The 21,068-nt window shown below is 69.5% G+C and carries 18 protein-coding genes and 1 pseudogene; 10 read left to right on the plus strand and 9 right to left on the minus strand.

Annotated elements, in window-relative coordinates; translation table 11 throughout:
• The first annotated feature begins 10 nt into the window (after positions 1-10).
• Both PMI12_RS01925 and PMI12_RS01930 read left to right on the plus strand, forming a co-directional pair.
• Positions 11-709 (plus strand): HAD-IA family hydrolase, encoded by a 699-nt coding sequence (locus tag PMI12_RS01925; protein ID WP_007828475.1) that lies wholly within the window; start codon positions 11-13, stop codon positions 707-709.
• A gap of 111 nt (positions 710-820) precedes the next feature.
• Positions 821-1,492 carry a haloacid dehalogenase type II gene (locus PMI12_RS01930; RefSeq protein WP_007828477.1) on the plus strand — a complete coding sequence of 224 codons (672 nt, stop codon included), beginning with the start codon at positions 821-823 and terminating at the stop codon, positions 1,490-1,492.
• 39 nt (positions 1,493-1,531) lie between these two features.
• Here PMI12_RS01930 and PMI12_RS01935 read toward each other — a convergent pair whose 3' ends face one another.
• From PMI12_RS01935 to PMI12_RS01965, 7 genes are all read right to left on the minus strand, one after another.
• Positions 1,532-2,686, minus strand: a complete 1,155-nt coding sequence (locus PMI12_RS01935) for an NAD(P)/FAD-dependent oxidoreductase (RefSeq protein ID WP_007828479.1) — start codon at positions 2,684-2,686, stop codon at positions 1,532-1,534.
• Positions 2,683-4,083, minus strand: a complete 1,401-nt coding sequence (locus PMI12_RS01940) for an FAD/NAD(P)-dependent oxidoreductase (RefSeq protein WP_007828481.1) — start codon at positions 4,081-4,083, stop codon at positions 2,683-2,685. The genes PMI12_RS01935 and PMI12_RS01940 overlap by 4 nt, the downstream gene beginning before the upstream one ends.
• Positions 4,084-4,088: 5 nt before the next feature.
• Complete coding sequence (locus PMI12_RS01945) at positions 4,089-4,469, minus strand: (2Fe-2S)-binding protein (protein WP_007828483.1); 381 nt, start codon at positions 4,467-4,469, stop codon at positions 4,089-4,091.
• Between the two features lie 19 nt (positions 4,470-4,488).
• Positions 4,489-4,983: an Lrp/AsnC family transcriptional regulator gene (locus tag PMI12_RS01950; RefSeq protein WP_007828485.1), complete on the minus strand. Its 495-nt coding sequence runs from the start codon at positions 4,981-4,983 to the stop codon at positions 4,489-4,491.
• Between the two features lie 76 nt (positions 4,984-5,059).
• The gene (locus PMI12_RS01955; RefSeq protein ID WP_007828487.1) at positions 5,060-6,463 is read right to left on the minus strand and encodes an aspartate aminotransferase family protein; all 1,404 of its coding nucleotides are present in this window, start codon (positions 6,461-6,463) and stop codon (positions 5,060-5,062) included.
• 164 nt (positions 6,464-6,627) lie between these two features.
• Entirely contained in the window at positions 6,628-7,563 is a 936-nt protein-coding gene (locus PMI12_RS01960) for a 2-hydroxyacid dehydrogenase (RefSeq protein WP_007828489.1), read from the minus strand.
• 119 nt (positions 7,564-7,682) lie between these two features.
• On the minus strand, positions 7,683-8,558 hold the full coding sequence (locus PMI12_RS01965; RefSeq protein WP_007828491.1) for a GNAT family N-acetyltransferase: 876 nt from the start codon (positions 8,556-8,558) through the stop codon (positions 7,683-7,685).
• 231 nt (positions 8,559-8,789) lie between these two features.
• Between PMI12_RS01965 and PMI12_RS28600 the strand changes: the two genes are divergently transcribed.
• From PMI12_RS28600 to PMI12_RS02000, 8 genes are all read left to right on the plus strand, one after another.
• Positions 8,790-9,080, plus strand: coding sequence for a hypothetical protein (locus PMI12_RS28600; protein WP_157632103.1), 291 nt, complete (start codon positions 8,790-8,792; stop codon positions 9,078-9,080).
• A 78-nt stretch (positions 9,081-9,158) separates the two neighbouring features.
• Positions 9,159-10,451 carry an NAD(P)/FAD-dependent oxidoreductase gene (locus PMI12_RS01970; protein WP_007828493.1) on the plus strand — a complete coding sequence of 431 codons (1,293 nt, stop codon included), beginning with the start codon at positions 9,159-9,161 and terminating at the stop codon, positions 10,449-10,451.
• Between the two features lie 64 nt (positions 10,452-10,515).
• Entirely contained in the window at positions 10,516-12,138 is a 1,623-nt protein-coding gene (locus tag PMI12_RS01975) for an ABC transporter substrate-binding protein (protein WP_007828495.1), read from the plus strand.
• Between the two features lie 22 nt (positions 12,139-12,160).
• A complete protein-coding gene (locus PMI12_RS01980) occupies positions 12,161-13,117 on the plus strand; it encodes an ABC transporter permease (RefSeq protein ID WP_007828497.1) in 957 nt (318 codons plus the stop codon).
• 10 nt (positions 13,118-13,127) lie between these two features.
• Positions 13,128-14,042, plus strand: a complete 915-nt coding sequence (locus tag PMI12_RS01985; RefSeq protein ID WP_007828499.1) for an ABC transporter permease — start codon at positions 13,128-13,130, stop codon at positions 14,040-14,042.
• Positions 14,043-14,159: 117 nt separating this feature from the next.
• A complete protein-coding gene (locus PMI12_RS01990; protein WP_007828500.1) occupies positions 14,160-15,785 on the plus strand; it encodes an ABC transporter ATP-binding protein in 1,626 nt (541 codons plus the stop codon).
• An 11-nt stretch (positions 15,786-15,796) separates the two neighbouring features.
• Positions 15,797-16,885 (plus strand): tartrate dehydrogenase, encoded by a 1,089-nt coding sequence (locus tag PMI12_RS01995; RefSeq protein ID WP_042672651.1) that lies wholly within the window; start codon positions 15,797-15,799, stop codon positions 16,883-16,885.
• A 23-nt stretch (positions 16,886-16,908) separates the two neighbouring features.
• Positions 16,909-18,399 (plus strand): NAD-dependent succinate-semialdehyde dehydrogenase, encoded by a 1,491-nt coding sequence (locus tag PMI12_RS02000; protein WP_007828504.1) that lies wholly within the window; start codon positions 16,909-16,911, stop codon positions 18,397-18,399.
• A gap of 10 nt (positions 18,400-18,409) precedes the next feature.
• Here the strand turns inward: PMI12_RS02000 and PMI12_RS02005 are convergent, their stop codons facing one another.
• Both PMI12_RS02005 and PMI12_RS29305 read right to left on the minus strand, forming a co-directional pair.
• Positions 18,410-20,656 carry a LamG-like jellyroll fold domain-containing protein gene (locus PMI12_RS02005; RefSeq protein ID WP_007828506.1) on the minus strand — a complete coding sequence of 749 codons (2,247 nt, stop codon included), beginning with the start codon at positions 20,654-20,656 and terminating at the stop codon, positions 18,410-18,412.
• Positions 20,657-20,887: 231 nt separating this feature from the next.
• Positions 20,888-21,068: pseudogene (locus tag PMI12_RS29305) on the minus strand (hypothetical protein); the annotation flags it as partial.

The following is a 21,068-nucleotide window of genomic DNA, read 5'->3' on the forward strand; positions in this document are numbered from 1 at the left end:
GAGCTTTCCCATGTCACTGCAAGATTTCAAGGTCCTCACTTTCGATGTCGTCGGCACGCTGATCGACTTCGAGGGCGGCATGCTCGCCTACCTGCGCAGCGCGGCGCCCGATGCCGACGTGAGTGATGACGACTTCCTCGCCGCCTACCGGCGAGCCCGCGCTGATGGCAGCGCCGGCTGGTATCCCGACGACCTCGAGCGCTGCTGGCACGCCATCGCCCCCGCGCTGGGCCTGCCCGACACGGATGCCATTGCGAAGGGCCTGCGCGACTCGGTCGCCCGGTGGCCGGCGTTCCCCGATTCGGTGGAAGCGCTGAAGCGGCTCGGCAAGCGCTTCAAGCTGGTGACGATGACCAACGCGCAGGCCTGGGCGCTGGCGCATTTCGACAAGACCCTGGGCTCGCCCTTCGACATGCTGCTGAGCTGCGACGACGCACTGTGCGAGAAGCCCGACGCGCGCTATTTCGCCTACGCCCGCGGCCGCTTCGAAGGCGCTTGGGGGTTCAAGCAGGCGGACAACCTGCACGTGGCGCAAAGCCAGTACCACGACATCGGCATCTCGAAACAGCTCGGCATTGCCACCTGCTGGATCGAGCGCCGCCATGCGCAGAAGGGCTCCGGCGGCACCATCGAGTCGAAGCACACCGTGCCCGACCATCACTTCCACACGCTGGCCGAGCTGGCCGATGCGGTCGAGGCGGGGCGCTGAGCACGGCGGCCATCGCCATCGCAACGCCTTCGTCATGATGACCGCCCAAGGCACCCTGCCTGCCATCGATCCATTCCCATATCGCGATTCGAATATTCACGAGGAGCTTCCATGACCACTGTCTTCCGGCCCAAGTACATCAGCTTCGATTGCTACGGCACTCTCACCAACTTCCAGATGGCACCGATGGCGCGCAGGCTCTTCGCCGACCGCGTCAGTCCGGAAAACATCGAGCGGTTCTGCGAGGACTTCGCGGCCTACCGGCTCGACGAGGTGCTGGGCGACTGGCAGCCCTACTACGACGTCGTCTACAACTCGGTCCTGCGCACCTGCAACCGCTGGGGCGTGCCGTTCCGCGAGGCCGACGTCTCGGAAATCTACAACGCCGTGCCCACCTGGGGCCCGCACCCGGACGTGACCGCGGGCCTGGCCAGGATCGCCGACAAGATCCCTCTGGTCATCATCTCGAACGCCATGGACGCGCAGCTCGTGCACAACGTGAAGCTGCTCGGCGTGCCCTTCCACCGGGTCTACACGGCGCAGCAGGCCAAGGCCTACAAGCCTCGCCTGCGCGCCTTCGAATACATGATCGACTCGTTGAACGCGAAGCCGGAAGACTTCCTGCACGTGTCGTCGTCGATGCGCTATGACCACATGTCGGCGCGCGACGTGGGCATCAAGGACAAGGCTTTCGTCAATCGCAAGCACGAACCCGGTGTTCCAGCCTACGGCACGACCGAGATCTCCGACATCGGCGGCCTGCCGGCGCTGGTCGGCCTCTGAGTCTGGCGCGATCGCCGGTCATGCCGGCGATCGCTTCTTTCAAGCCGCCCGTTTCTGCGAAGCCGCCGCAAAGCGCCCGATGGAGAAGCTCTCGATCGGCGTCGACGTGCGGCCGGTGGCGATCAGCTCGGCCATGGTCTCGCCCACGCCGGGGCTGATCGCGAAGCCCTCGCCGCAGAAGCCGAAGGCGTAGTGCAGGCCGGGCACGCGGGCGCTGGGTCCCATCACCGGCTGCCAGTCGGCGATGTAGCCCTCGATGCCGCTCCACACGCGGATCAGCTGCACGTGTTCGAACGCCGGCACCACGCGGCGCAGTTCGCGCATCTGGCGCAGCACGTTGTCGGGCTTGACGTAGGCGCGGATACGGTCGGCGTGCGCCGGCCCCTTGAAGCCGCCGCCGAAGACGATGTTGCCGCGCGAGATCTGGCGGAAATACAGCCCCTCCTGCTCGATCGGCGAGGAGACGCCGATCGACGGACCTACCGCATAGGGCAGCGGCTCGGTCACGCCCATCTGCGGTCCGCGCGCCTCCATCGGCACGGGCTCGCCGAACTGCTCGGCCATGCGGTTCGACCAGGCGCCGCAGGCCACGAGCAGCTGCGGCGCGCGAAAGCGCCGGCCGTCCGCGGTGTGCGCCGCGAAGCCCCCGCCGTCACGCTCGACCTTCATCACCTCGGCATGCTCGACGATGTTCGCGCCCGCGCGCCGCGCCGCCCGCGCGAAGGCCGGTCCGGCCAGGCGCGGGTTGGCATGGCCGTCGTTCGGCGACAGCGAACCGCTCACCACCTCGGGCGCGAAGATGCCCCAGCGCTTGCGCAGCTGCGCGGCACTGAAGAGCTCCAGGTCGAGGCCCAGCGGCTTCACGTCTCTCGCGTGCTGCTCGAGCACCACGGCCTGCTGCTCGGTGTAGCAAACGCGCAGGTGGCCGTAGGGCACGAACTCCAGGTCTTCGCCGAGCAGTTCGTTCACGCGGCCCCAGACGGCGCGCGCGCGGTTGGCCAGCGGCATCTGCGCCAGCACGCGGCCCTGGCGGCGCACGTTGCCGAAGTTGGTGCCGCTGGCCTGCCGCCCCACCAGTTCGCGCTCGAGCAGCGTGACCGACAGGCCGTGCTGGCGGCGCAGGAAGAAGGCAGCGGTGGTGCCCATCAGGCCACCGCCGAGCACCAGCACGTCGGTGTTCGTGGTTTCGCTCATGGACTGACCTCGCGCGTATTCATCATCAATGGCTTGACCGGCGCCTGCGAACGAAGGCGACCCACCAGTTGCACCGGCACGCCGCTGGCCTGCGCCACGATCTCGGCCGACGCATGGCCGCAGAAACGGCCCTGGCAGCGCCCCATGCCGACGCGGCTGAAGGCCTTGGCGCGATTGACTTCGTGGCTGTCCATCTCGTTGACACAGCGGCGCAGTTCGCCCGCCGTCACGGCTTCGCAGCGGCACACGACCGCCTCGTCGGGCAGTGCCGCGGCCTGCGCATGCGGCCACGGAAAGGCGCGCGCGAGACCTTCGCGGAAGCGGTTCATCTGCGCCAGCGTGCGGCGCAGCGCGGCGGACTCCGTGTCGTAGAGCGCGCGGCCCGGCGCGTGGCCGAGGTCGGCCAGCGCCGCGAGCGCGGCCAGCCGGCCGGCGGCCTCGGCGCCGTCGGCACCGAGGATGCGGACGCCGTCACCAGCCAGGTACACGCCGCGCGTGCTGCTGCGGCCGTCGGCATCGATGTGCGGCAGCCACTGCCGGCTCACGGGTTCGAAGTCGAACTCGCAGCGCGCGAGATCGGCCAGCTGCGTCTCTGCGCGCAGGTGCCAGCCGAGGCCGACGGCATCGCACGCGAAGCGCTGCTCGCGCCCCCGGGCATCGCGCACGGCAACGGCCTGCACGCCGAGGCTGTCGTCGCCATCGATGGCGAGCGGCACCACGCCTTGCAGCACCGGCACGCCCGCGCTGCGCAGCCCGCGGATCAGCGCGAGCCCGCGCAGCGCCAGCCGCGGCCGCGCGAGCAGCCCGCGCACGGCACTCCAGGACTTGGCGGCCGGCGCGGTGTCGAGCACCGCCGCCACCTGAGCGCCGGCCTGCACGTACTGCGACGCCACGAGATACAGCAGCGGGCCGCTGCCCATGAAGACCACGCGCGAACCGATGGCGCAGGCCTGCGCCTTCAGCGCGATCTGCGAGGCGCCCAGGCTGTAGCACCCGGCGCGGTGCCAGCCCGCCACGGGCATCAGGCGGTCGGTTGCGCCGCTGCAGACCAGCAAGGCATCGAACGGCAGCACCTGCGGCTCGCCGGCATGCACGACATGCAGCGCGCCCTCGCTCACGTTCCAGGCCAGCGTCTCGCCGCGGTAGTCGATGTGGGCGCGCAGCGCGTCGAAGTCGTGGTGCAGCGCCTGTGCCTTCGCGGCTTCGGTGCCGTAGAGCTTGGCGTAGGGCCGCTTGAAGCCTTCGGGCTGGCGGCGGTAGATCTGTCCGCCGTCGCGCCGGCCTTCGTCCACCACCACGGGCCGAACGCCGGCGCGCACCAGCGCCTGAGCGGCGCGCACGCCCGCAGGGCCGGTGCCGACCACGACGATGCGCGGCGAAGGCGAAGTTGGCGGCATCGCGCTCACCGCACGGCCGCCGCGGCGCCGCGCGCCAGCAGCTGCTGCAGGTCGGGCGTGGCGGGCCAATGGGCCGCGGGCGGCCGCGTGAGCACCGACATCCCCGCCTCGACGGGCGTCGAGCAGGCGCGCAGCCGCTCGCCCGCCGGCGTCCACACCCAGCAATCCTGGCAGGCGCCCATCAGGCAGAAGCCGGCGCGAGGTCCGTCGCCGAACTCGCTGTCGCGCACGCGCCGTCCGTTGCTCAGCAGCGCCACCAGCAGGGTGTCGCCGGCCAGCGCGGTGCGGGCCTCGCCGTCGATGTGCAGCGTCAACGCGGGCCGGTCGGTCTCCGCGAGCCGCACGAAGCGGTTGGGCAAAGCAGAGGGGAGAAGGGTTTCGGGCATGGATGGATGAAAGCGCCGGTCAGCGCTCGTGGGGAAAAAGCCGTTCGATCGGACAGTGCGTCTTGATGAACGGCGACTTGATGACGATGTAGCTGAAGTACTTCGCGATGCCGATGTTGCGTTCGAGCAGCCCCTCGATCACTTCCTGGTAGTGATTCACGCCGCGCGTGAGGAAGCGCAGAAGGTAGTCGTAGCCGCCGCTGACGAGGTGACATTCGAGCACCTCGTCGACCTCGCGGATCGCGGCCTCGAAGCGCACGAAGTCCTCGCGGTGGTGGTCCGACAGCGTGACCTCGGTGAACACGGTCAGCGTGTCGCCGAGCTTTTCGAGCCGCAGGTGCGCGCCGTAGCCCGCGATGTAGCCAGCCTGCTCCAGCCGCTTCACGCGGATCAGGCAGGGACTGGGCGACAACCCGACCGCATCGGCCAGGTCGACGTTGGTCATGCGCCCGTTCTTCTGCAGCTGGGCCAGGATGCGCAGGTCGAGTCGGTCGATCTTGAAAGCTTCTGACATGGCGGTGCCTGGAGAGAAGGAAAGTCCGATTCTGCGTCGCCGCCGGGTCTTGCGGGGCCTATGTGTACCGGCTTGTTCAGGCCGCCAGCGCGGCGCGGACGTCAGGCGCGTCGAGCACTTCGTCGAGCGTCTTCCTCAGCCGCGCGAACAGTTGCGCGAACTCATCCTCGGTGAACGTAAGCGCGGGCGCGAAGCCGAGGACGTGGTCGCCGAAGGCGCGGAACACCAGGCCATTGCGGTAGGCGGCGGCGAAGATGCGCTCCGGCAGTCCGAGCGATGCGTCGAAGCCGCGCTTGCTCGCCTTGTCGCTCACCAGTTCCAGCGCGCCCAGCAGGCCGCGGTGGCGGGCGTCGCCCACCAGCGGATGCGCACGCAGCGCGTCGAGCCCGGCCGCAAAGTGCGCCGCACCACGCTGGCCGTTGGCGAGCACGCCGCCCTCTTCGTAGAGCCGCAGCACCTCGAGCGCGACCGCGGCGCTGACCGGGTGCGCCGAATAGGTCGCGCCGTGCCCGACCAGGGCGCCTTCGGGCACGCCATCGGCGATGCCGGCATAGACCTTCTCCGACATCATCGTGGCGCCCATCGGCACGTAGCCGGCGGTCAGGCCCTTGGCCATGGTCATGAGGTCGGGCTCCACGCCTTCGGCCTCGCACGCGAACATCGGGCCGGTGCGGCCGAAGCCGGTGATGACCTCGTCCACCACGAAGAGGATGTCGAGCTCGCGCGCCGCCTCGCGCATGGCCTTGAGCCAGCCCTTGGGCGGCACGATGACGCCGCCCGAGCCCTGGATCGGCTCGCAGAAGAATGCGGCCACGTTGTCCGCGCCCAGCTCGGCCACCTTGGCGCGCAGGGCCGCGACCGATGCGGCGATCAATGACTGCGCGTCGGCCCCGTCCGGCTGGCGGTACGGATTCGGCGAAGGAATGTAGTGCTGCGTGGGCAGCGGCAGGTCGAAGCCGCGGTGGAAGGCCGGCAGCGCGGTCAGGCCCGCGCCGGTGGACGACGAGCCGTGGTAGCCGCGCTCCAGCGCGATGAAGTGCTTCTTCGACGGCCGGCCGGTCGCGTTGTAGTACTGCACGATGAAGCGCACGGCGGCATCGACCGCCTCGGAACCGCCCAGCGTGAGGTACACGCGGGTCAGCGATGCCGGCGTGATCTGCACCAGCTTTTCGGCAAGGCGGATGGCCGGCTCGCTGCTGAAGTGGAAGTAGCCGGTCGCGTAGGGCAGCCGGCGCATCTGCTCGGCCGCGGCCTGCACCACGCTCTCCTGCCCGTAGCCCACGTTCACGCACCACAGGCCGGCGAAGGCGTCGAGCAGTTCGTGGCCGTTGCTGTCGGTCAGCCAGGCGCCGCGGCCCGAGGCCAGCACGGTGGGGCCGCGCTGCTCATGCACGCGCCAGGGCGAGACGGGGTGGATCAGGTGCGCACGATCGATCGCGTCGAGCGCGGCTTGGTGAGGCAATGCGGAGGGATGCGTCATGGGCTGTGTCCGGAGGAAGCTGGTGGCGAAGGAGGCTTTCGATGCCCTCAGCTTAGGATGCGCGACCCTCGGCTTGGTGCTGCTTTGAGGCCTCTGCACGAAGCACGCTGCCGTTGTGCGTGCCGCGACAGCAGATCGTGCGGCGTGCCTCCGGCAACTCGCGCTCAGTACCCCTTCTGGCGATCGACCAGCCCGATCATGGGCTCGCCCGCGGCGAAGCGCTGCACGTTGTCGAGCACCGCTTCGGCGGCACTGAGCGGCTGCGTCATGCTCGCGATGTGCGGCGTGAGCTGCACATGCGGATGGCGCCAGAAGGCATGCGCCGGCGGCAGCGGTTCGGGGTCGGTCACGTCGAGCACGGCTTCGCCGACCTGGCCACTGGCGAGCGCGGCCAGCAGGTCGGTGTCGACGAGTTGCGGGCCACGGCCCACATGCACCAGGCCGGCACCGGCAGGCAGCATCGAGAACAGCCGCGCGTCGAGGAAGCCGCGCGTCGAATCGGTCAGCGGCAGCAGGCACACGAGGATGTCGGTGCGCGCAAGAAAGGCCGGCAGCTCGTCGGCACCGGCATGGCATTGCACGCCGTCGACCGTGTGCCGCGAGCGGCTCCATCCCGCGCAATCAAAACCCATGCCGACGAGTTGCGCCAGCACGGCCTGCCCGAGCGAGCCGAGCCCGAGCACGCCGACGCGCCGTTCACCCGCGGGCCGTACCGGCAGCGGCTTCCACTGCCCTTCCTGCTGCTGGCGCCTGTATTGCGGCATGTCGCGATGCAGGCCGAGCACCGCATGCGTCACGTACTCGACCATGCCGCCCACGATGCCGGGCTCCACCATGCGCACCACGGGCAGCGCGGGCGGCAGCGCGGCGAAGTCGAACTGGTCGACGCCCGCGCCCGAGGAGAACAGCACGTCGAGATTCGGAAAGCGCTCGGCCAGATCGTCCGGCGGCTCCCAGGCGGCAAGAAAGCGTACCTGCGCGGGATCGCCGATGTCGGGCCAGATGCGGAAGTCGATGTCGGGGGCGCGGCGGCGGAACACTTCGGCCCACAGGCGGCCTCGCACGGGATCGGATTTGTAGAGGAAGGTGGTGGTGGTCATGGGTTTTGTTTGTGGGTGCGTTTTCGGGCGCTGTATTCGGGGTGCGTGCACAGGCCGCCGGGGACATTCGCGGAGCAAGGTACCCCGTCGGCGTGATCGCCCCACCGAAAAGCAAGTCTTCACCCAACAGCCTGAGTAACAACAGCAAAGAGCGAAGGCCCGCCAGCCGGCGTAACCAGCGGCACACCACGCACCATCGTCGTAGGCGCATCAACGCGCAGCAGCCCGATGCTCTCCAGGCACTCGGCCAGCCCGCTGTCGAAGTCGATGTCGATGCGCGTGAAGTGCCCGGCGTTGACGCTGGCGAGATGGGCGATCAGCGCCTTCGCGCCGTCGAGGTCGGGCGCAACCACAGGCCCGATGACATGCCCGCGCCCGAAGCGGCGCAGCATCGCGAAGCCGCGCGCTTCGTTGTCGTGGTCGAGCACCACGCAGGCATCGGCGTTGGCCAGCAGGTCGGCGATCAGCGCATCGCGCGGCATGCCGCGCGCCGCAGCGTCGAGCGCCTGCAGGGTGGCCGCCTCGTTCAGGCCGGCGGGCCGCAGGCGCCAGCCCGGCTGCAGCGCAACCAGCGGCGCCGGCTGCGCGATGCCCTGGTGCTGCCTCAGTTCACCCGTTCGCACGAAGCCCAGCCGCTCGTACAGGCCGCGCCCTTCGGCGGTGGCATGCAGCAGCACCGTATGTTCCTCCAGGCCTTCGAGCATCGCGCTCATCAGCCTGTGCCCGATGCGCCGGCCCTGGCAGGCCGGCGTCACGATCACGAGGCCGATGCTGGCATGGCGCTCGCCCCAGTGCCAGCGCTGTGCGGTGGCGACGATCTCGCCGTCGCGCTCGGCCACGATGCCCTCGGCATGCGCGAACACCTGCGCCCAGTCGGCCAGCCGGTGCGGCCAGCGCAACTGGGCCGACAGCGCATGCGTGGAGGGCAAGTCGGCGGACGTCATCGGTCGGAGCACCACGCCGTCGTCGGGTGCATTCGGGGTCTGATCGGGCATTGAAGGGTCTCTGTAGCGAAGGGGATGTCCCTTGCATCTTGGACGACATCAGCGCCCGATGCCAGACCGAAATCGCCTGCCGGCGCAACTCGCAAGCTTCGCCTGCCAAGGGCCCGGGGTTTGCAATTCGCTGCCGCCACGGGTTCGCTTACGCACACAAATGCCGCGCCGACCTGCCTAGCATCGTCCGTCCATTCTCCGGCGCCATCGTGGCCTCCTTCCATTCTTCCCATGCAAGTCGTCGACCCGCTCAAGATCCGCGTGCCTCCGGGGCAGTTCATCGGCGGACGCCTCGTCCCCGATGCCGGCCTGCGCTTCAAAAGCGTGCCGATCGACTTCGCCGCGACGCACCGAGGTGCATGGCCGCACGCGCCAGGGGCAGACCGCACGGCATGCCGCCGCACCCCCTCCAAACCGCAGCTTTCATGCGCCGGATGCCGTATTTCCCAATACCTGCGGCACGGCTGCGTGCTGCAATCACTTCGTCATGAGCTTGTCGCATTTGTCGTCCAAGGAACTTGAAACCATGAGCCCCCGCCCCAGGCAAATCGCCCTCGATCGCCGCGGCATGCCGGCTCGCTCCTGCGTGGGCCGGATGCCATGAAGCTCGACTCCTACTGGACCGATTCGGCCCCCGCGTTTCTGGCCGCGCCGCAGGAGCTGCCGGCGCAGGTCGATGTCGCGATCGTCGGCGGCGGCTTCACCGGCCTTTCGGCCGCACTGGCAATGGCCAGGCGCGGCGCCCGGGTCGCGGTGCTGGAAGCCGGCCCGCGCGTGGCGGCCGAAGCCTCGGGGCGCAACGGTGGGCATGTCAACAACGGCCTCGCGGTCGACTACGCCGATGTGGCGGCCAAGGTCGGCGTCGAGCGGGCGCGCGGCTGGTACAACGCCTACGACGACGCGGTCGACACCGTGGCGCGGCTGGTGCGCGACGAGGCCATCGACTGCGACTTCATGCGCCACGGCAAGCTCAAGCTCGCCACGCGCGCCAACCAGATGGCCGCGCTCGAACGCAGCGTGCAACGCCTGATCGACGACGGCGTGGACAACGACGTCGAGATCCTCGACGCACCGCGCGTGCGCGCCGAGGTGCAGAGCGAGCGCTTCCACGGCGGCCTGCTCTACAAGCGCAGCGCCCAGATGCACATGGGCCGCTTCGCGCACGGGCTGGCGGTGGCCGCGCAGCGCAACGGCGCCGCGATCCACACGGACACGGAAGTGCGCCGCATCGAACGCCTGGGCCAGGGCCATGCCCACCGGCTGCACACCGCGCGCGGCGTGGTCACTGCGCAGCAGGTGCTGCTGGCCACGGGCGCGACGCGCCATGGCGGCTACGGCAGCTTCGGCTGGCTGCGCCGGCGCATCGTGCCGATCGGCAGCTTCATCGTGGTCACCGAACCGCTCGGCGCGGAGCGCGCGCAGGCGCTGCTCGCGGCCCGGCGCACCTACACGACCATCGCGAACATCCACCACTACTTCAGGCTCACGGCCGACCACCGGCTGGTGTTCGGCGGGCGCGCGCGCTTCGCGATTTCCAGCCCGCAGTCGGATGCCGCGAGCGGCGACATCCTGCGCGCGGGGCTGGCCGAGACCTTCCCGCAGCTCGGCGCGGTGCGGCTCGACTATTGCTGGGGCGGACTGGTCGACATGACGCAGGACCGCCTGCCGCATGCCGGCGAGCGCAACGGCCTCTACTACGCGATGGGCTACAGCGGACACGGCACGCAGATGTCGGTCCACATGGGCGAACGCATGGCCGCCGTGATGAACGGCGACGCGTCCGCCAACCCCTGGCGGGGCCGCGACTGGCCCGCCATTCCCGGCCACTTCGGCCCGCCGTGGTTCCTGCCGGCGGTGGGCTTTTATTACCGGCTCAAGGACAGGCTGGCCTGAGGGCCCGCAGTCCCGCAACACGCGTTCGTTTTTTTCCAACCCACGGCCCCAGGAGCACTTCATCATGAGCGACAGCAGCAACAAGAGTTTCGACAGACTCGTCGGCCCCGGCGAAAGCCTGCGCATGATGGAGTCGCTCAAGCGCGGCGCCACGCGGCGCGACATCCTTTCGATGCTGATGGCCGGCGGCATGCAGGCCACGCTGGCCGGCGGCATCGCGGGCGCGGCGATGTCCGCCCATGCGCAGACGCCCAGGAAGGGCGGCCGCCTCCGGGTGGCCGGCGCCACCGCCGCGGCGACCGACACGCTCGATCCGGCCAAGCAGTCGAACCAGACCGACTACTCGCGCTGCAACATGGTCTACAACGGCCTCACCTCGCTCGACGGCAGCCTCGCGCCGCAGCCCGCGCTGGCCGAATCGTTCACCACCAAGGACGCGAAGACCTGGGTGTTCACGCTGCGCAAGGGCGTGAACTTCCACGACGGCAAGGCGCTCGCGCCCGCCGACGTCGTGTTCTCGGTCATGCGCCACAAGGACCCCGCCACCGCCTCCAAGGCCAAGGTGCTCGCCGACCAGATCGAGAGCGTCAAGGCCAGCGGCCCGAACGAGGTGACGATGGTGCTCAGCGCGCCGAACGCCGACCTGCCGGTGATCCTGGGCACCTTCCACTTCCAGATCGTCAAGGAGGGCACCACCGACTTCAACGCAGGCATCGGCACCGGCCCGTACAAGCTCAAGGAATTCAAGCCCGGCGTGCGTTCGCTGATGGTGCGCAACGACGCCTACTGGAAACCCGGCAAGCCCTACCTCGACGAGATCGAGTTCGTGGGCATCGGCGACGAGAGCGCGCGCGTCAACGCGCTGCTGTCCGGCGGCATGGACCTCGTGGGCTCGGTCAATCCGCGCTCGGTGGAGCGCGTGAAGGGCACGCCCGGGTTCGGCATCTTCCTCACCCAGTCGGGCCAGTACTCCGACCTCATCATGCGCAAGGACACGGGCCCCGGCGCCAACCCCGACTTCGTGCTCGCGATGAAGTACATGTTCGACCGTGCGCAGATGAAGAAGACCATCGCGCTCGACTACGCCGTGCTCGGCAACGACCAGCCGATCGATCCGACCAACCGCTTCTACTTCGCGGGCCTGCCGCAGCGCCCGTTCGACCTCGACAAGGCCAAGTTCCATCTGCAGAAGTCCGGCGTCACCGGCAAGGTGCCGATGGTGGCTTCGCCGGCGGCACTCTACTCGGTGGAGATGGCGCTGATGCTGCAGCAGACCGCGCAGCGCGCGGGCCTGGAGATCGACATCAAGCGCATGCCGGCCGACGGCTACTGGTCGAACCACTGGCTCAACAGCCCGGTGGGCTTCGGCAACGTCAACCCGCGCCCGAGCGCCGACGTGCTGCTGACGCAGTTCTTCCAGTCGGGTGCGGCCTGGAACGAGTCGCGCTGGAAGAACGAGAAGTTCGACCAGCTGCTGCTGGCCTCGCGCGCCGAGACCGACCTGGCCAAGCGCAAGCAGATGTACGCCGACATGCAGACCATGATTCACCAGGACGCCGGCATCGGCATCCCGCTGTTCCTTGCGAGCATCGACGGCCACAGCTCCAAGCTCAAGGGGCTGTCGCCGATTCCGCTGGGCGGGCTGATGGGCTACAACTTCGCCGAGAACGTGTGGCTGGAAGCCTGATCCGCGCGCCGGAACATTCTTCATGAACCATGTGATCCTCAAGCTCCTCGTCCAGCGCATCGCGCTGGCGCTGCTGTCGCTCTTGGCGGTGTCGGTGATCGTGTTCTCGATCACCGCCGTGCTGCCGGGCGATGCAGCCCAGGAGCAGCTCGGCCAGGAAGCCACGCCCGAGGCGCTGGCCGCGCTGCGCACGCAGATGGGGCTGGACGTGCCGGCGCCGCAGCGCTATGCGCAATGGCTGCTCGGCATGGCCAGGGGCGACCTCGGCCGCTCGGCCACCACGCAGATGCCGGTGTCGGAGCTGGTGGCAAGCCGCCTTCCCAACTCGCTGCTGCTCGCGGCCGTGACGGCCCTGTTCTCGGTTCCGATCGCGCTGGCGCTGGGCATCGCCTCGGCCGTGTGGCGCGGCTCCTGGTTCGACCGCGCGGCTTCCACGTCGGCGGTGGCGGTGGTGTCGGTGCCGGAGTTCCTGGTCGCGACGCTCGCGGTGCTGGTGTTCGCGGTCAAGCTGCGCTGGCTGCCGGCGCTCTCTTTCGTCAACGAGATCGAGTCGGTCGGACAGTTGCTGCGCGCCTTCGCGATGCCGGTGCTGGTGCTGTGCTGCGTGATCGTCGCGCAGATGATGCGCATGACGCGCGCCGCGGTGATCGACCAGCTCGAGGCGCCCTACATCGAGATGGTGCGGCTCAAGGGCGCCTCGCCGATGCGCATGGTGCTGGCGCATGCGCTGCCCAACGCGGTCGGCCCGATCGCGAATGCGGTGGCGCTGAGCCTGTCGTACCTGCTGGGCGGCGTGATCATCGTCGAGACGATCTTCAACTATCCCGGCATCGCCAAGCTGATGGTCGACGGCGTCTCGCAGCGCGACATGCCGCTGGTGCAGACCTGCGCCATGATCTTCTGCGCCGGCTACCTGATCCTCGTGACGGCAGCCGACATCTGCGGCATCGTCGCCAACCCCCGACTGCGCCACCGCTGAGGCGAGCCCCATGGAAACCTCCACCTCCTCATCGGCCCTGGGCGCCCCGGCCACGGCCACCGCCGTCGCAGCGCCGAGCGAGCAACGCGGGCGGCATCCGCTGCGCTGGCTTCGCGGCTTCGGCGTCTCCGGCCTGCTGGGCCTCGCGGTGCTGCTGTTCTGGCTGCTCGCGGCCGCGCTCGGGCCCTGGCTGCTGTCGCACTCCTCGGGCACCATGGGCGGCAACAGCGTCTTCGCGCCCATGAGCGCGGCGCACTGGCTGGGCACCGACTACCTCGGGCGCGACATGCTGGCGCTGATCGTCGAAGGCGCACGCTATACGGTCGGCGTCGCGCTGCTCGCCACGCTGCTGGCCAGCGGCACCGGCACCACGCTGGCGCTGCTGGCCGCGGCCAGCGGACGCTGGACCGACACGCTGCTCAGCCGCTGCCTCGACACGCTGACCGCGATACCGAGCAAGATGTTCGCGCTCATCATGGTGGCGGGCTTCGGCTCCTCGGTGCCGATGCTGGTCGTGACGGCGGCCATCATCTACGTGCCGGGCGCCTATCGCATCGCACGCTCGCTGGCCGTCAACATCAACGCGCTCGACTACGTGACCGTGGCGCGCACGCGCGGCGAGGGCACGCTCTACATCATGCTGCGCGAGATCCTGCCCAACATCCTCGGGCCGATGCTGGCCGACCTCGGCCTGCGCTTCGTCTACACCGTGCTGCTGCTGGCGAGCCTGAGCTTCCTCGGCCTCGGCATCCAGCCGCCGGCGGCCGACTGGGGCTCGCTGGTGCGCGAGAACATCGGAGCACTTGCCATGGGCGGCGCCTCGGTGATCGTGCCGGCGCTGGCCATCGCGAGCCTGACCATCTCGGTCAACCTCGTCATCGACAACCTGCCGGGCCGCGCCGCCCGCGAACGAGGAGCAAGATGAAGCTCACCCCCAGGCTTGCCCACTTCGTGTGGCCTCCCACCCCCTCTCCGGGGGCAACACCAGCGGCCCGACAAAGCCGGTTCCGCGGTGTTCCCGGCGCAAACGGGAGCCACTGACATGGGCGCAACACTGATCGTCAACGACTTGAGCATCGCGGCCGGCGCGAGCACGCTGGTCGACAACCTGAGCTTCTCCGTGCAGCCCGGCGAGGTGCTGGCGCTGATCGGCGAATCGGGCTCCGGCAAGACCACCACGGCGCTCGCGCTGATGGGCTTTACGCGCCAAGGCTGCCGCATCTCGGCAGGCAGCGTGCGCATCGGCGGCACCGACGTGCTGGCGCTCGATGCACCCCGGCAGCGCGCGCTGCGCGGACGAACGGTCACCTACATCGCGCAGAGCGCGGCGGCCTCCTTCAATCCCTCGCGCACGATCATGGACCAGGTGGTCGAGCCGTGCCGCATCCATGGCCTGTGCACGCGCGCCGAGGCCGAGGCGAAGGCGATCCAGCTGTTCCGCGAGCTCGCGCTGCCCGAGCCGGAGACCATCGGCACGCGCTACCCGCACCAGGTGTCGGGCGGCCAGCTGCAGCGGCTGATGGCGGCCATGGCGCTGATCGCCGACCCCGATCTCGTGATCCTCGACGAGCCGACCACCGCGCTCGACGTGACGACGCAGATCGAGGTGCTGCGCGCCTTCCGCCGTGTGGTGCGCGAGCGCCGCGCGACCGCGGTGTACGTGAGCCACGACCTCGCGGTGGTGGCACAGATGGCCGACCACATCCTGGTGCTGCGCAACGGCCGGATGCAGGAGGTGAATGCCACCGAGCAGATTCTCGCGACGCCGGCCCATGAGTACACGAAGTGCCTGCTGGCCGCCGCCCGCCCGGCGCCGCGCGAATCCGGCGCGACCCCGGGCGGCGCCGAGCTGCTGCTCGAGGTGCGCGAGCTTTCCGCCGGCTATGGCCCTGTCGACGCACAGGGACGGCCGGCCAAGATGATCCTCGAGAACATCGATCTCAAGCTCTACCGGGGCCAGGCCATCGGCGTGATCGGCGAGTCGGGCTCGGGCAAGACCACGCTGGCGCGCGCCGTCGCCGGCCTGCTCAAGCCGTGCCACGGCAGCGTGCTGTTCAACGGCCGCGCACTCAAGCCAACGCTGGCACAGCGCGAGCGGGAAGAGCTGCGCCAGATCCAGATCGTGTTCCAGATGGCCGACACGGCGCTGAACCCGTCGCAGACCATCGAGCGCATCCTGGCGCGGCCGCTGCAGTTCTACAAGGGCCTGCGCGGCGAGCCGCTGCAGCGGCGCATCCGCGAGCTGCTCGACCTGGTGCAGCTGCCGCAGACCGTGGCCGGGCGCCTGCCGGGCGGCCTCTCGGGCGGGCAGAAGCAGCGCGTGAACCTCGCGCGCGCGCTGGCGGCCGACCCGGACCTGATCCTGTGCGACGAAGTCACGTCGGCGCTGGACACCGTGGTCGGCGCGGCGGTGCTCGACCTGATCGCGCAGCTGCGGCGAGAACTCGGCGTGTCCTATCTCTTCATCAGCCACGACCTGCACACGGTGCGCGCGGTGTGCGACGAGATCGTTGTCATGCAGCACGGCCGCAAGCTCGCGCAGGTGGCGCGCGCCGACTATGACCGCGGCCCGCACCACCCCTACTACGAGCTGCTGGCGCGCTCGGTACCCGAGCTGCGCCGCGGCTGGCTCGACGAGATGGACCGCGCGGCCGTCCACGCTTCATGAGAAAGACCGATATGACACCCACCTTCCGCATCGCGCTGATCGCCGGCGACGGCATCGGCAAGGAAGTGATGCCCGAGGGCCTGCGCGTGGTGCAGGCCGCCGCGGAACGCTTCGGCTTCGAGCTCGACTGCCGCACCGTCGACTGGGCCAGCTGCGACTACTACGCGCAGCACGGCCAGATGATGCCGGACGACTGGAAGGAGCAGCTCAAGGGCGTCGACGCGCTGTACTTCGGCGCCGTCGGCTGGCCCGCTACCGTGCCCGACCACGTGTCGCTCTGGGGTTCGCTGCTGAAGTTCCGCCGCGAGTTCGACCAGTACATCAACCTGCGCCCGGTGCGCCTGTTCGAGGGCGTGCCCTGCCCGCTCGCCGGCCGCAAGCCCGGCGACATCGACTACCTCGTGGTGCGCGAGAACACCGAGGGCGAATACACCTCGCTCGGCGGCGTGATGTACGAGGGCACCGAGCGCGAGATCGTGATCCAGGAGTCGGTCTTCTCGCGCCATGGCGCCGACCGCGTGCTGCGCTACGCCTACGAGACCGCGCGGGCACGAAAGCGCAAGCACCTGACGGTGGCCACAAAGAGCAACGGCATCGCGATCAGCATGCCGTGGTGGGACCGGCGCGCCGACGCCGTCGGGCTCGACTACCCCGAGGTGACGGTCGACAAGCAGCACATCGACATCCTGTCGGCGCGCTTCGTGCTGCAGCCCACGCGCTTCGACGTGGTGGTGGCGAGCAACCTGTTCGGCGACATCCTGTCCGACCTCGGGCCCGCGACCACCGGCACCATCGGCCTCGCGCCATCGGCCAACCTCAACCCGGAGCGCAAGTTCCCGTCGCTGTTCGAGCCGGTGCACGGCTCGGCGCCCGACATCCATGGCCAGAACATCGCCAACCCCATCGCGATGATCTGGTCCGGCGCGCTGATGCTGGACTTCCTCACGCAGGGCCAGGGCGCGGGCCGCGCCGCGCACGACGCGATCCTGGGCGCGATCGAGGCGGTGCTGCGCGAGGGGCCGCGCACGCCCGACCTCGGCGGCTCGGCCAGCACCACCGAGGTGGGCATCGCGATCGCCGAACGCGTAACCGCATCCTGAATGAAGAGAAAGACCCTCCGACCATGACACTCGAACCCGAATACAGGAACCTGATGCCCGGACGCCAGCTCATCGGCGGCGAATGGCGCGAAGCGAGCGATTCGCGCCGCCTCGACGTCAGCGATCCCGCCACCGACGCCGTCTTCGCGAGCGTGCCCGACGGCACGGCCGCCGATGCGCGCACCGCCGTCGATGCCGCGCACGCCGCCTTTCCCGCATGGCGCGCGGTGCCGGCCAAGCAGCGCGCGCAGATCCTCAAGCGCTGGAACGACCTCGTGATCGCGCACCAGGAAGACCTGGGCCACCTCATCTCGCGCGAGCAGGGCAAGCCGCTGGCCGAGGGCCGCGGCGAAGTCGCCTATGCGGCCAGCTACATCGAATGGTTCGCCGAGGAGGCCACGCGTGCCAACGGCGACATCATCCCGGCGCCCGTGCCGGGCCGGCGCATGTTCGCGCTGAAGGAACCCGTGGGCGTGATCGCGGCGATCACGCCATGGAACTTTCCGGCGGCCATGATCGCGCGCAAGATCGCACCGGCCCTCGCGGCGGGCTGCACGGTGGTGTGCAAGCCGGCGGAAGACACACCGCTGACCTCGCTCGCGCTGGTGGCGCTGGCCGAAGAAGCCGGCGTGCCGCCGGGCGTGCTCAACATCGTGACGGCCTCGCGCGAGCGCACGCCCGAGGTGGTCGATGCCTGGCTCGACGATGCGCGCGTGCGCAAGGTCACGTTCACCGGCTCGACGCCGGTCGGCAAGCACCTCGCAAGGCGTTCGGCCGATACGCTCAAGAAGCTGTCGCTGGAGCTCGGCGGCAATGCACCCTTCATCGTGTTCGACGACGCCGACGTCGATGCCGCCGTGGAGGGCCTGATGGCCGCCAAGTTCCGCAACGGCGGCCAGACCTGCGTGAGCCCGAACCGGGTGTTCGTGCAGGCCCGTGTGCACGACGCGTTCGTCGACAAGCTGGCTGCGCGGGTCGGCGCGCTCGAGGTCGGCCCCGCCACCGAACCCGGCTCGCAGATCGGCCCGATGATCAACGCGCGCGCCGTGGAGAAGATCGAGCGGCACGTGCGCGACGCCGTGGCCAGGGGCGCGCGCATCGTGGTCGGCGGCGAGCGGCTGCGCTCCGCGCGCTGCGACGGCCCCAACTACTACGCGCCTACCGTGCTGGTGAACGCCGATGCGACGATGGCCTGCAGCTGCGAGGAAACCTTCGGACCCGTGGTGCCGGTCACGCGCTTCGAGAGCGAGGCCGAGGTGATCGCCACCGCCAACGACACGCCCTTCGGGCTCGCGGCGTACTTCTACTCGCGCGACGTGCGGCGTATCTGGCGCGTGGCCGACGCGCTGGAGTCGGGCATCGTCGGCATCAACGAAGGCGCGCTGGCGGCCGAAGCGGCGCCCTTCGGCGGTGTGAAGGAATCGGGCTACGGCCGCGAAGGCTCGGTGCATGGCCTGGACGACTACATGCACACCAAGTACGTCTGCCAGGGCCAGCTGGCGGGGCTGGTCTAGAAGAAGCCCGCTACGCGGCAGCCAGCGCCGCCACCTCCGCGCTGCCCAGCGCGCCGCCGTAGATCCGGAAGTCGTCGATGCGGCCCTTCAGGTACGGGTCGCTGGAATATTGCGAGCGGCCCAGCCAGTTCTGCGTGGTGGCGCCCAGGTCGATGGGCGCAAAGCCCATCTGCGTGTTGGAGCCGGCCTCCACGCCGTCCACGTAGAGGGTCCCGAGCGCGCCGGACACGGTCACCGCGACGTGCACCCACCGCCCGGTGGGGAGCGCCGCCGAACCGTCGATCACCTGCTCGTTGTAGCCATGGACCGTGGAGATCGCGAAACGCGGCGTGCCGCTGTTGCTGCGGGTCGTCAGCATCATGTAGCGGCGCGTGCCCGAGCCGAAGTCGAAGACCCGCGACCAGGTCGCCAGGCTGTCGATGTACAGCCAGGCGCTGATGCTGAAGTCGGCGAGGCCCTTCGCCACGCCCGCCGGCAGCGCGACATGGCCGCCCGTGCCCGTGAGGCCGACGGCGTTGCCCCGGCGTCCGGCGGTCCAGGCCGCGCCGCCCTGCAGCTCGCTGGCGGCGAACCGCCCGGTGGCGTCGGCGGCCTGGGTGCCGGTCGATTCGTCGAACTTGAGCTGCAGCAGCAGTTCGGCCTCGAGTGCTGCCCTTCCCTCGTTGGAGGCGGCACTCTCGCCCGAAGCGCCCACGGCGACGACCACGTAGTACCAGACACCGCCGGCCGCGACGCCGCTGTCGGTGAAAGTCAGCGTGTCGGTGATGCCCGAGGCGATGGCGGTGTAGGGCCCTCCCGAGGTGCTCGCGCGCTTGACGGTGTAGCTCTGCGCGTCGGGGCAGCCCCACCACGACAGCACCACCTGCGTGGCACGCACCCGCGCCGTGAGCCCGCTCGGCATGCCCTGCGCCGCGAGCGGATCGCGCGTGAAGGTCAGCGTGCCGAAACCCAGCTGGTCGCCGTTGCCGCCGTCCGACTCGGGCCGCATCTGCAGGGCCTGCAGCGCGGTGTAGGGCGCGGCGACGCCGAGGCGGTTCGCATAGTGGTTGTAGACGCTTTCCCAGATGCCGCGCCGGTGCCCCTGGCCCGCCGTCGACAGCACCGACTGCGTGCCCTGCTTGTTGATGTTGGTGAGGAAAGGCACTGTGTAGAAATTGCCGGCGCCGTCGGTCAGGTTGGACTTGGCGACGTACTCGGCGCCCGCGAGGAAGCGGTTGTTCTCGTAGCCGTACGTGTCGTCGCCCTGGTTCCACGCCATTTCGTGGAACGCGCCCGCCAGGCCGATGCCCAGCGTGCAATGGCCCTGGTCGCGGCCGCTTTCCTGCCATTGGCCGAGGTAGCCCGGATGCACCTGGTAGACCGCCTGCAGGCCCGCACCGTTGCCCTGGCCCGTCTTGTAGTAGCCCATGGCCTCGTCGTAGATGTCCTGCCGGTCGCACAGCACGCCGATGGCCAGCATCGAAGCCAGCGTGCACTGATCCCAGTTGGCCCAGTAGTTGGTGATCTCGGAGCCGTTATGGTTGATCAGGAAGCTGTGGTTGAGCGGATAGAACACGGTGAGCATCATGTTCTGGAAGCGCGCGAAGTCGCTCGCGGCCCAGCCCTCGTAGGTGCGCATGATCTCGGCCGCGTTGGCGAACTGGTAGCCGTAGATGCCTGCCGCCAGGAAGCGGTCGGCGTTGCCGGTGAGCGTGGTCAGCGTGGACGACCATTCATTCAGGAAGACCACCGCCAGGTCGGCGTAGCGCTTGTCCTGCGAGACCTTCCAGCGCAGCGCCAGCTGATAGGCGCGCGCGATATCGATGTACATCTGCGCGAAGTTCTGGCCGTCTCCGCCGCGGATCACCGTTGCCAGCGGGCGGGGCGTGGCGCCCAGCTGCGAGCGGCCGTTGGAAGTCAGCGCGTTCCAGCCGCCGAGCCAGGGTTGCGCCTGGGCCCCGACCTTCTGGCGCATGCGTTCGAAGTCGGCCTCGGTGTGCAGCAGGCCGGGGTGGACGAACTTGCGCGCCTGCGGCGAGGGCACCGGGTCGGTCGCCCCTGGGACGACCGCGTCGGTGTCGGCAACCACCGCATCGCCCGAAGCGGCCGCCGCCTGTTGCGGCACGGCGCCCGAAGCACCGGCGAGCCACCCCGCGCCACCGCCTCCCCCCCCACCTCCGCAGGCCGTCGTTCCCAGCGCGAGGGCGCTTGCCGCGCCGAGAAAGAAAACACGGCGGTCCAGGGAGACACGGCTCCCGTCATCCAACGAATGCGTCATTGCCGAATACATTGTAAAAAAATGATTCAGCAACATGCATGCCACTCGCTGGCTCCGGGCGAACTGGCGTTGCCGGTAACACCGATGGATACATGGGCGCCGCTGCATCGGCGATGCGCGCATTCCGGATGACATTCGTTGTCACGCGAGGCCTCCGGCGAAGCCAGGAATGTCAGCGAGCCGGGATGCGGCGCCAGCACCGCCTTCGCGGTGGCGCCGCTATTCCTTCATTTATTCGCGCAGATTCGAACCCGCACGCGAAGCTGCCGACCCATACACACCGGCCTTCACCGAAGCTCCTGCCGCGGCGCCCGCCTCGAGCGAACACCATGCGGCCGAAGGCTTGCCCGCCTCGAGCGAACACCACGCGGCTGAAGGTTTACCCGCCTCGAGCGAACACCATGCGGCCGAA

The organism is Variovorax sp. CF313, from assembly GCF_000282635.1.
Classification (GTDB): domain Bacteria; phylum Pseudomonadota; class Gammaproteobacteria; order Burkholderiales; family Burkholderiaceae_C; genus Variovorax.

Coding starts and splice junctions, on each gene's coding strand:
- PMI12_RS01925 (WP_007828475.1), top strand. CDS start 11: ATGTCACTGCAAGATTTCAAGGTCCTCACTTTCGATGTCGTCGGCACG.
- PMI12_RS01930 (WP_007828477.1), top strand. CDS start 821: ATGACCACTGTCTTCCGGCCCAAGTACATCAGCTTCGATTGCTACGGC.
- PMI12_RS01935 (WP_007828479.1), bottom strand. CDS start 2,686: ATGAGCGAAACCACGAACACCGACGTGCTGGTGCTCGGCGGTGGCCTG.
- PMI12_RS01940 (WP_007828481.1), bottom strand. CDS start 4,083: ATGCCGCCAACTTCGCCTTCGCCGCGCATCGTCGTGGTCGGCACCGGC.
- PMI12_RS01945 (WP_007828483.1), bottom strand. CDS start 4,469: ATGCCCGAAACCCTTCTCCCCTCTGCTTTGCCCAACCGCTTCGTGCGG.
- PMI12_RS01950 (WP_007828485.1), bottom strand. CDS start 4,983: ATGTCAGAAGCTTTCAAGATCGACCGACTCGACCTGCGCATCCTGGCC.
- PMI12_RS01955 (WP_007828487.1), bottom strand. CDS start 6,463: ATGACGCATCCCTCCGCATTGCCTCACCAAGCCGCGCTCGACGCGATC.
- PMI12_RS01960 (WP_007828489.1), bottom strand. CDS start 7,563: ATGACCACCACCACCTTCCTCTACAAATCCGATCCCGTGCGAGGCCGC.
- PMI12_RS01965 (WP_007828491.1), bottom strand. CDS start 8,558: ATGCCCGATCAGACCCCGAATGCACCCGACGACGGCGTGGTGCTCCGA.
- PMI12_RS28600 (WP_157632103.1), top strand. CDS start 8,790: ATGCAAGTCGTCGACCCGCTCAAGATCCGCGTGCCTCCGGGGCAGTTC.
- PMI12_RS01970 (WP_007828493.1), top strand. CDS start 9,159: ATGAAGCTCGACTCCTACTGGACCGATTCGGCCCCCGCGTTTCTGGCC.
- PMI12_RS01975 (WP_007828495.1), top strand. CDS start 10,516: ATGAGCGACAGCAGCAACAAGAGTTTCGACAGACTCGTCGGCCCCGGC.
- PMI12_RS01980 (WP_007828497.1), top strand. CDS start 12,161: ATGAACCATGTGATCCTCAAGCTCCTCGTCCAGCGCATCGCGCTGGCG.
- PMI12_RS01985 (WP_007828499.1), top strand. CDS start 13,128: ATGGAAACCTCCACCTCCTCATCGGCCCTGGGCGCCCCGGCCACGGCC.
- PMI12_RS01990 (WP_007828500.1), top strand. CDS start 14,160: ATGGGCGCAACACTGATCGTCAACGACTTGAGCATCGCGGCCGGCGCG.
- PMI12_RS01995 (WP_042672651.1), top strand. CDS start 15,797: ATGACACCCACCTTCCGCATCGCGCTGATCGCCGGCGACGGCATCGGC.
- PMI12_RS02000 (WP_007828504.1), top strand. CDS start 16,909: ATGACACTCGAACCCGAATACAGGAACCTGATGCCCGGACGCCAGCTC.
- PMI12_RS02005 (WP_007828506.1), bottom strand. CDS start 20,656: ATGACGCATTCGTTGGATGACGGGAGCCGTGTCTCCCTGGACCGCCGT.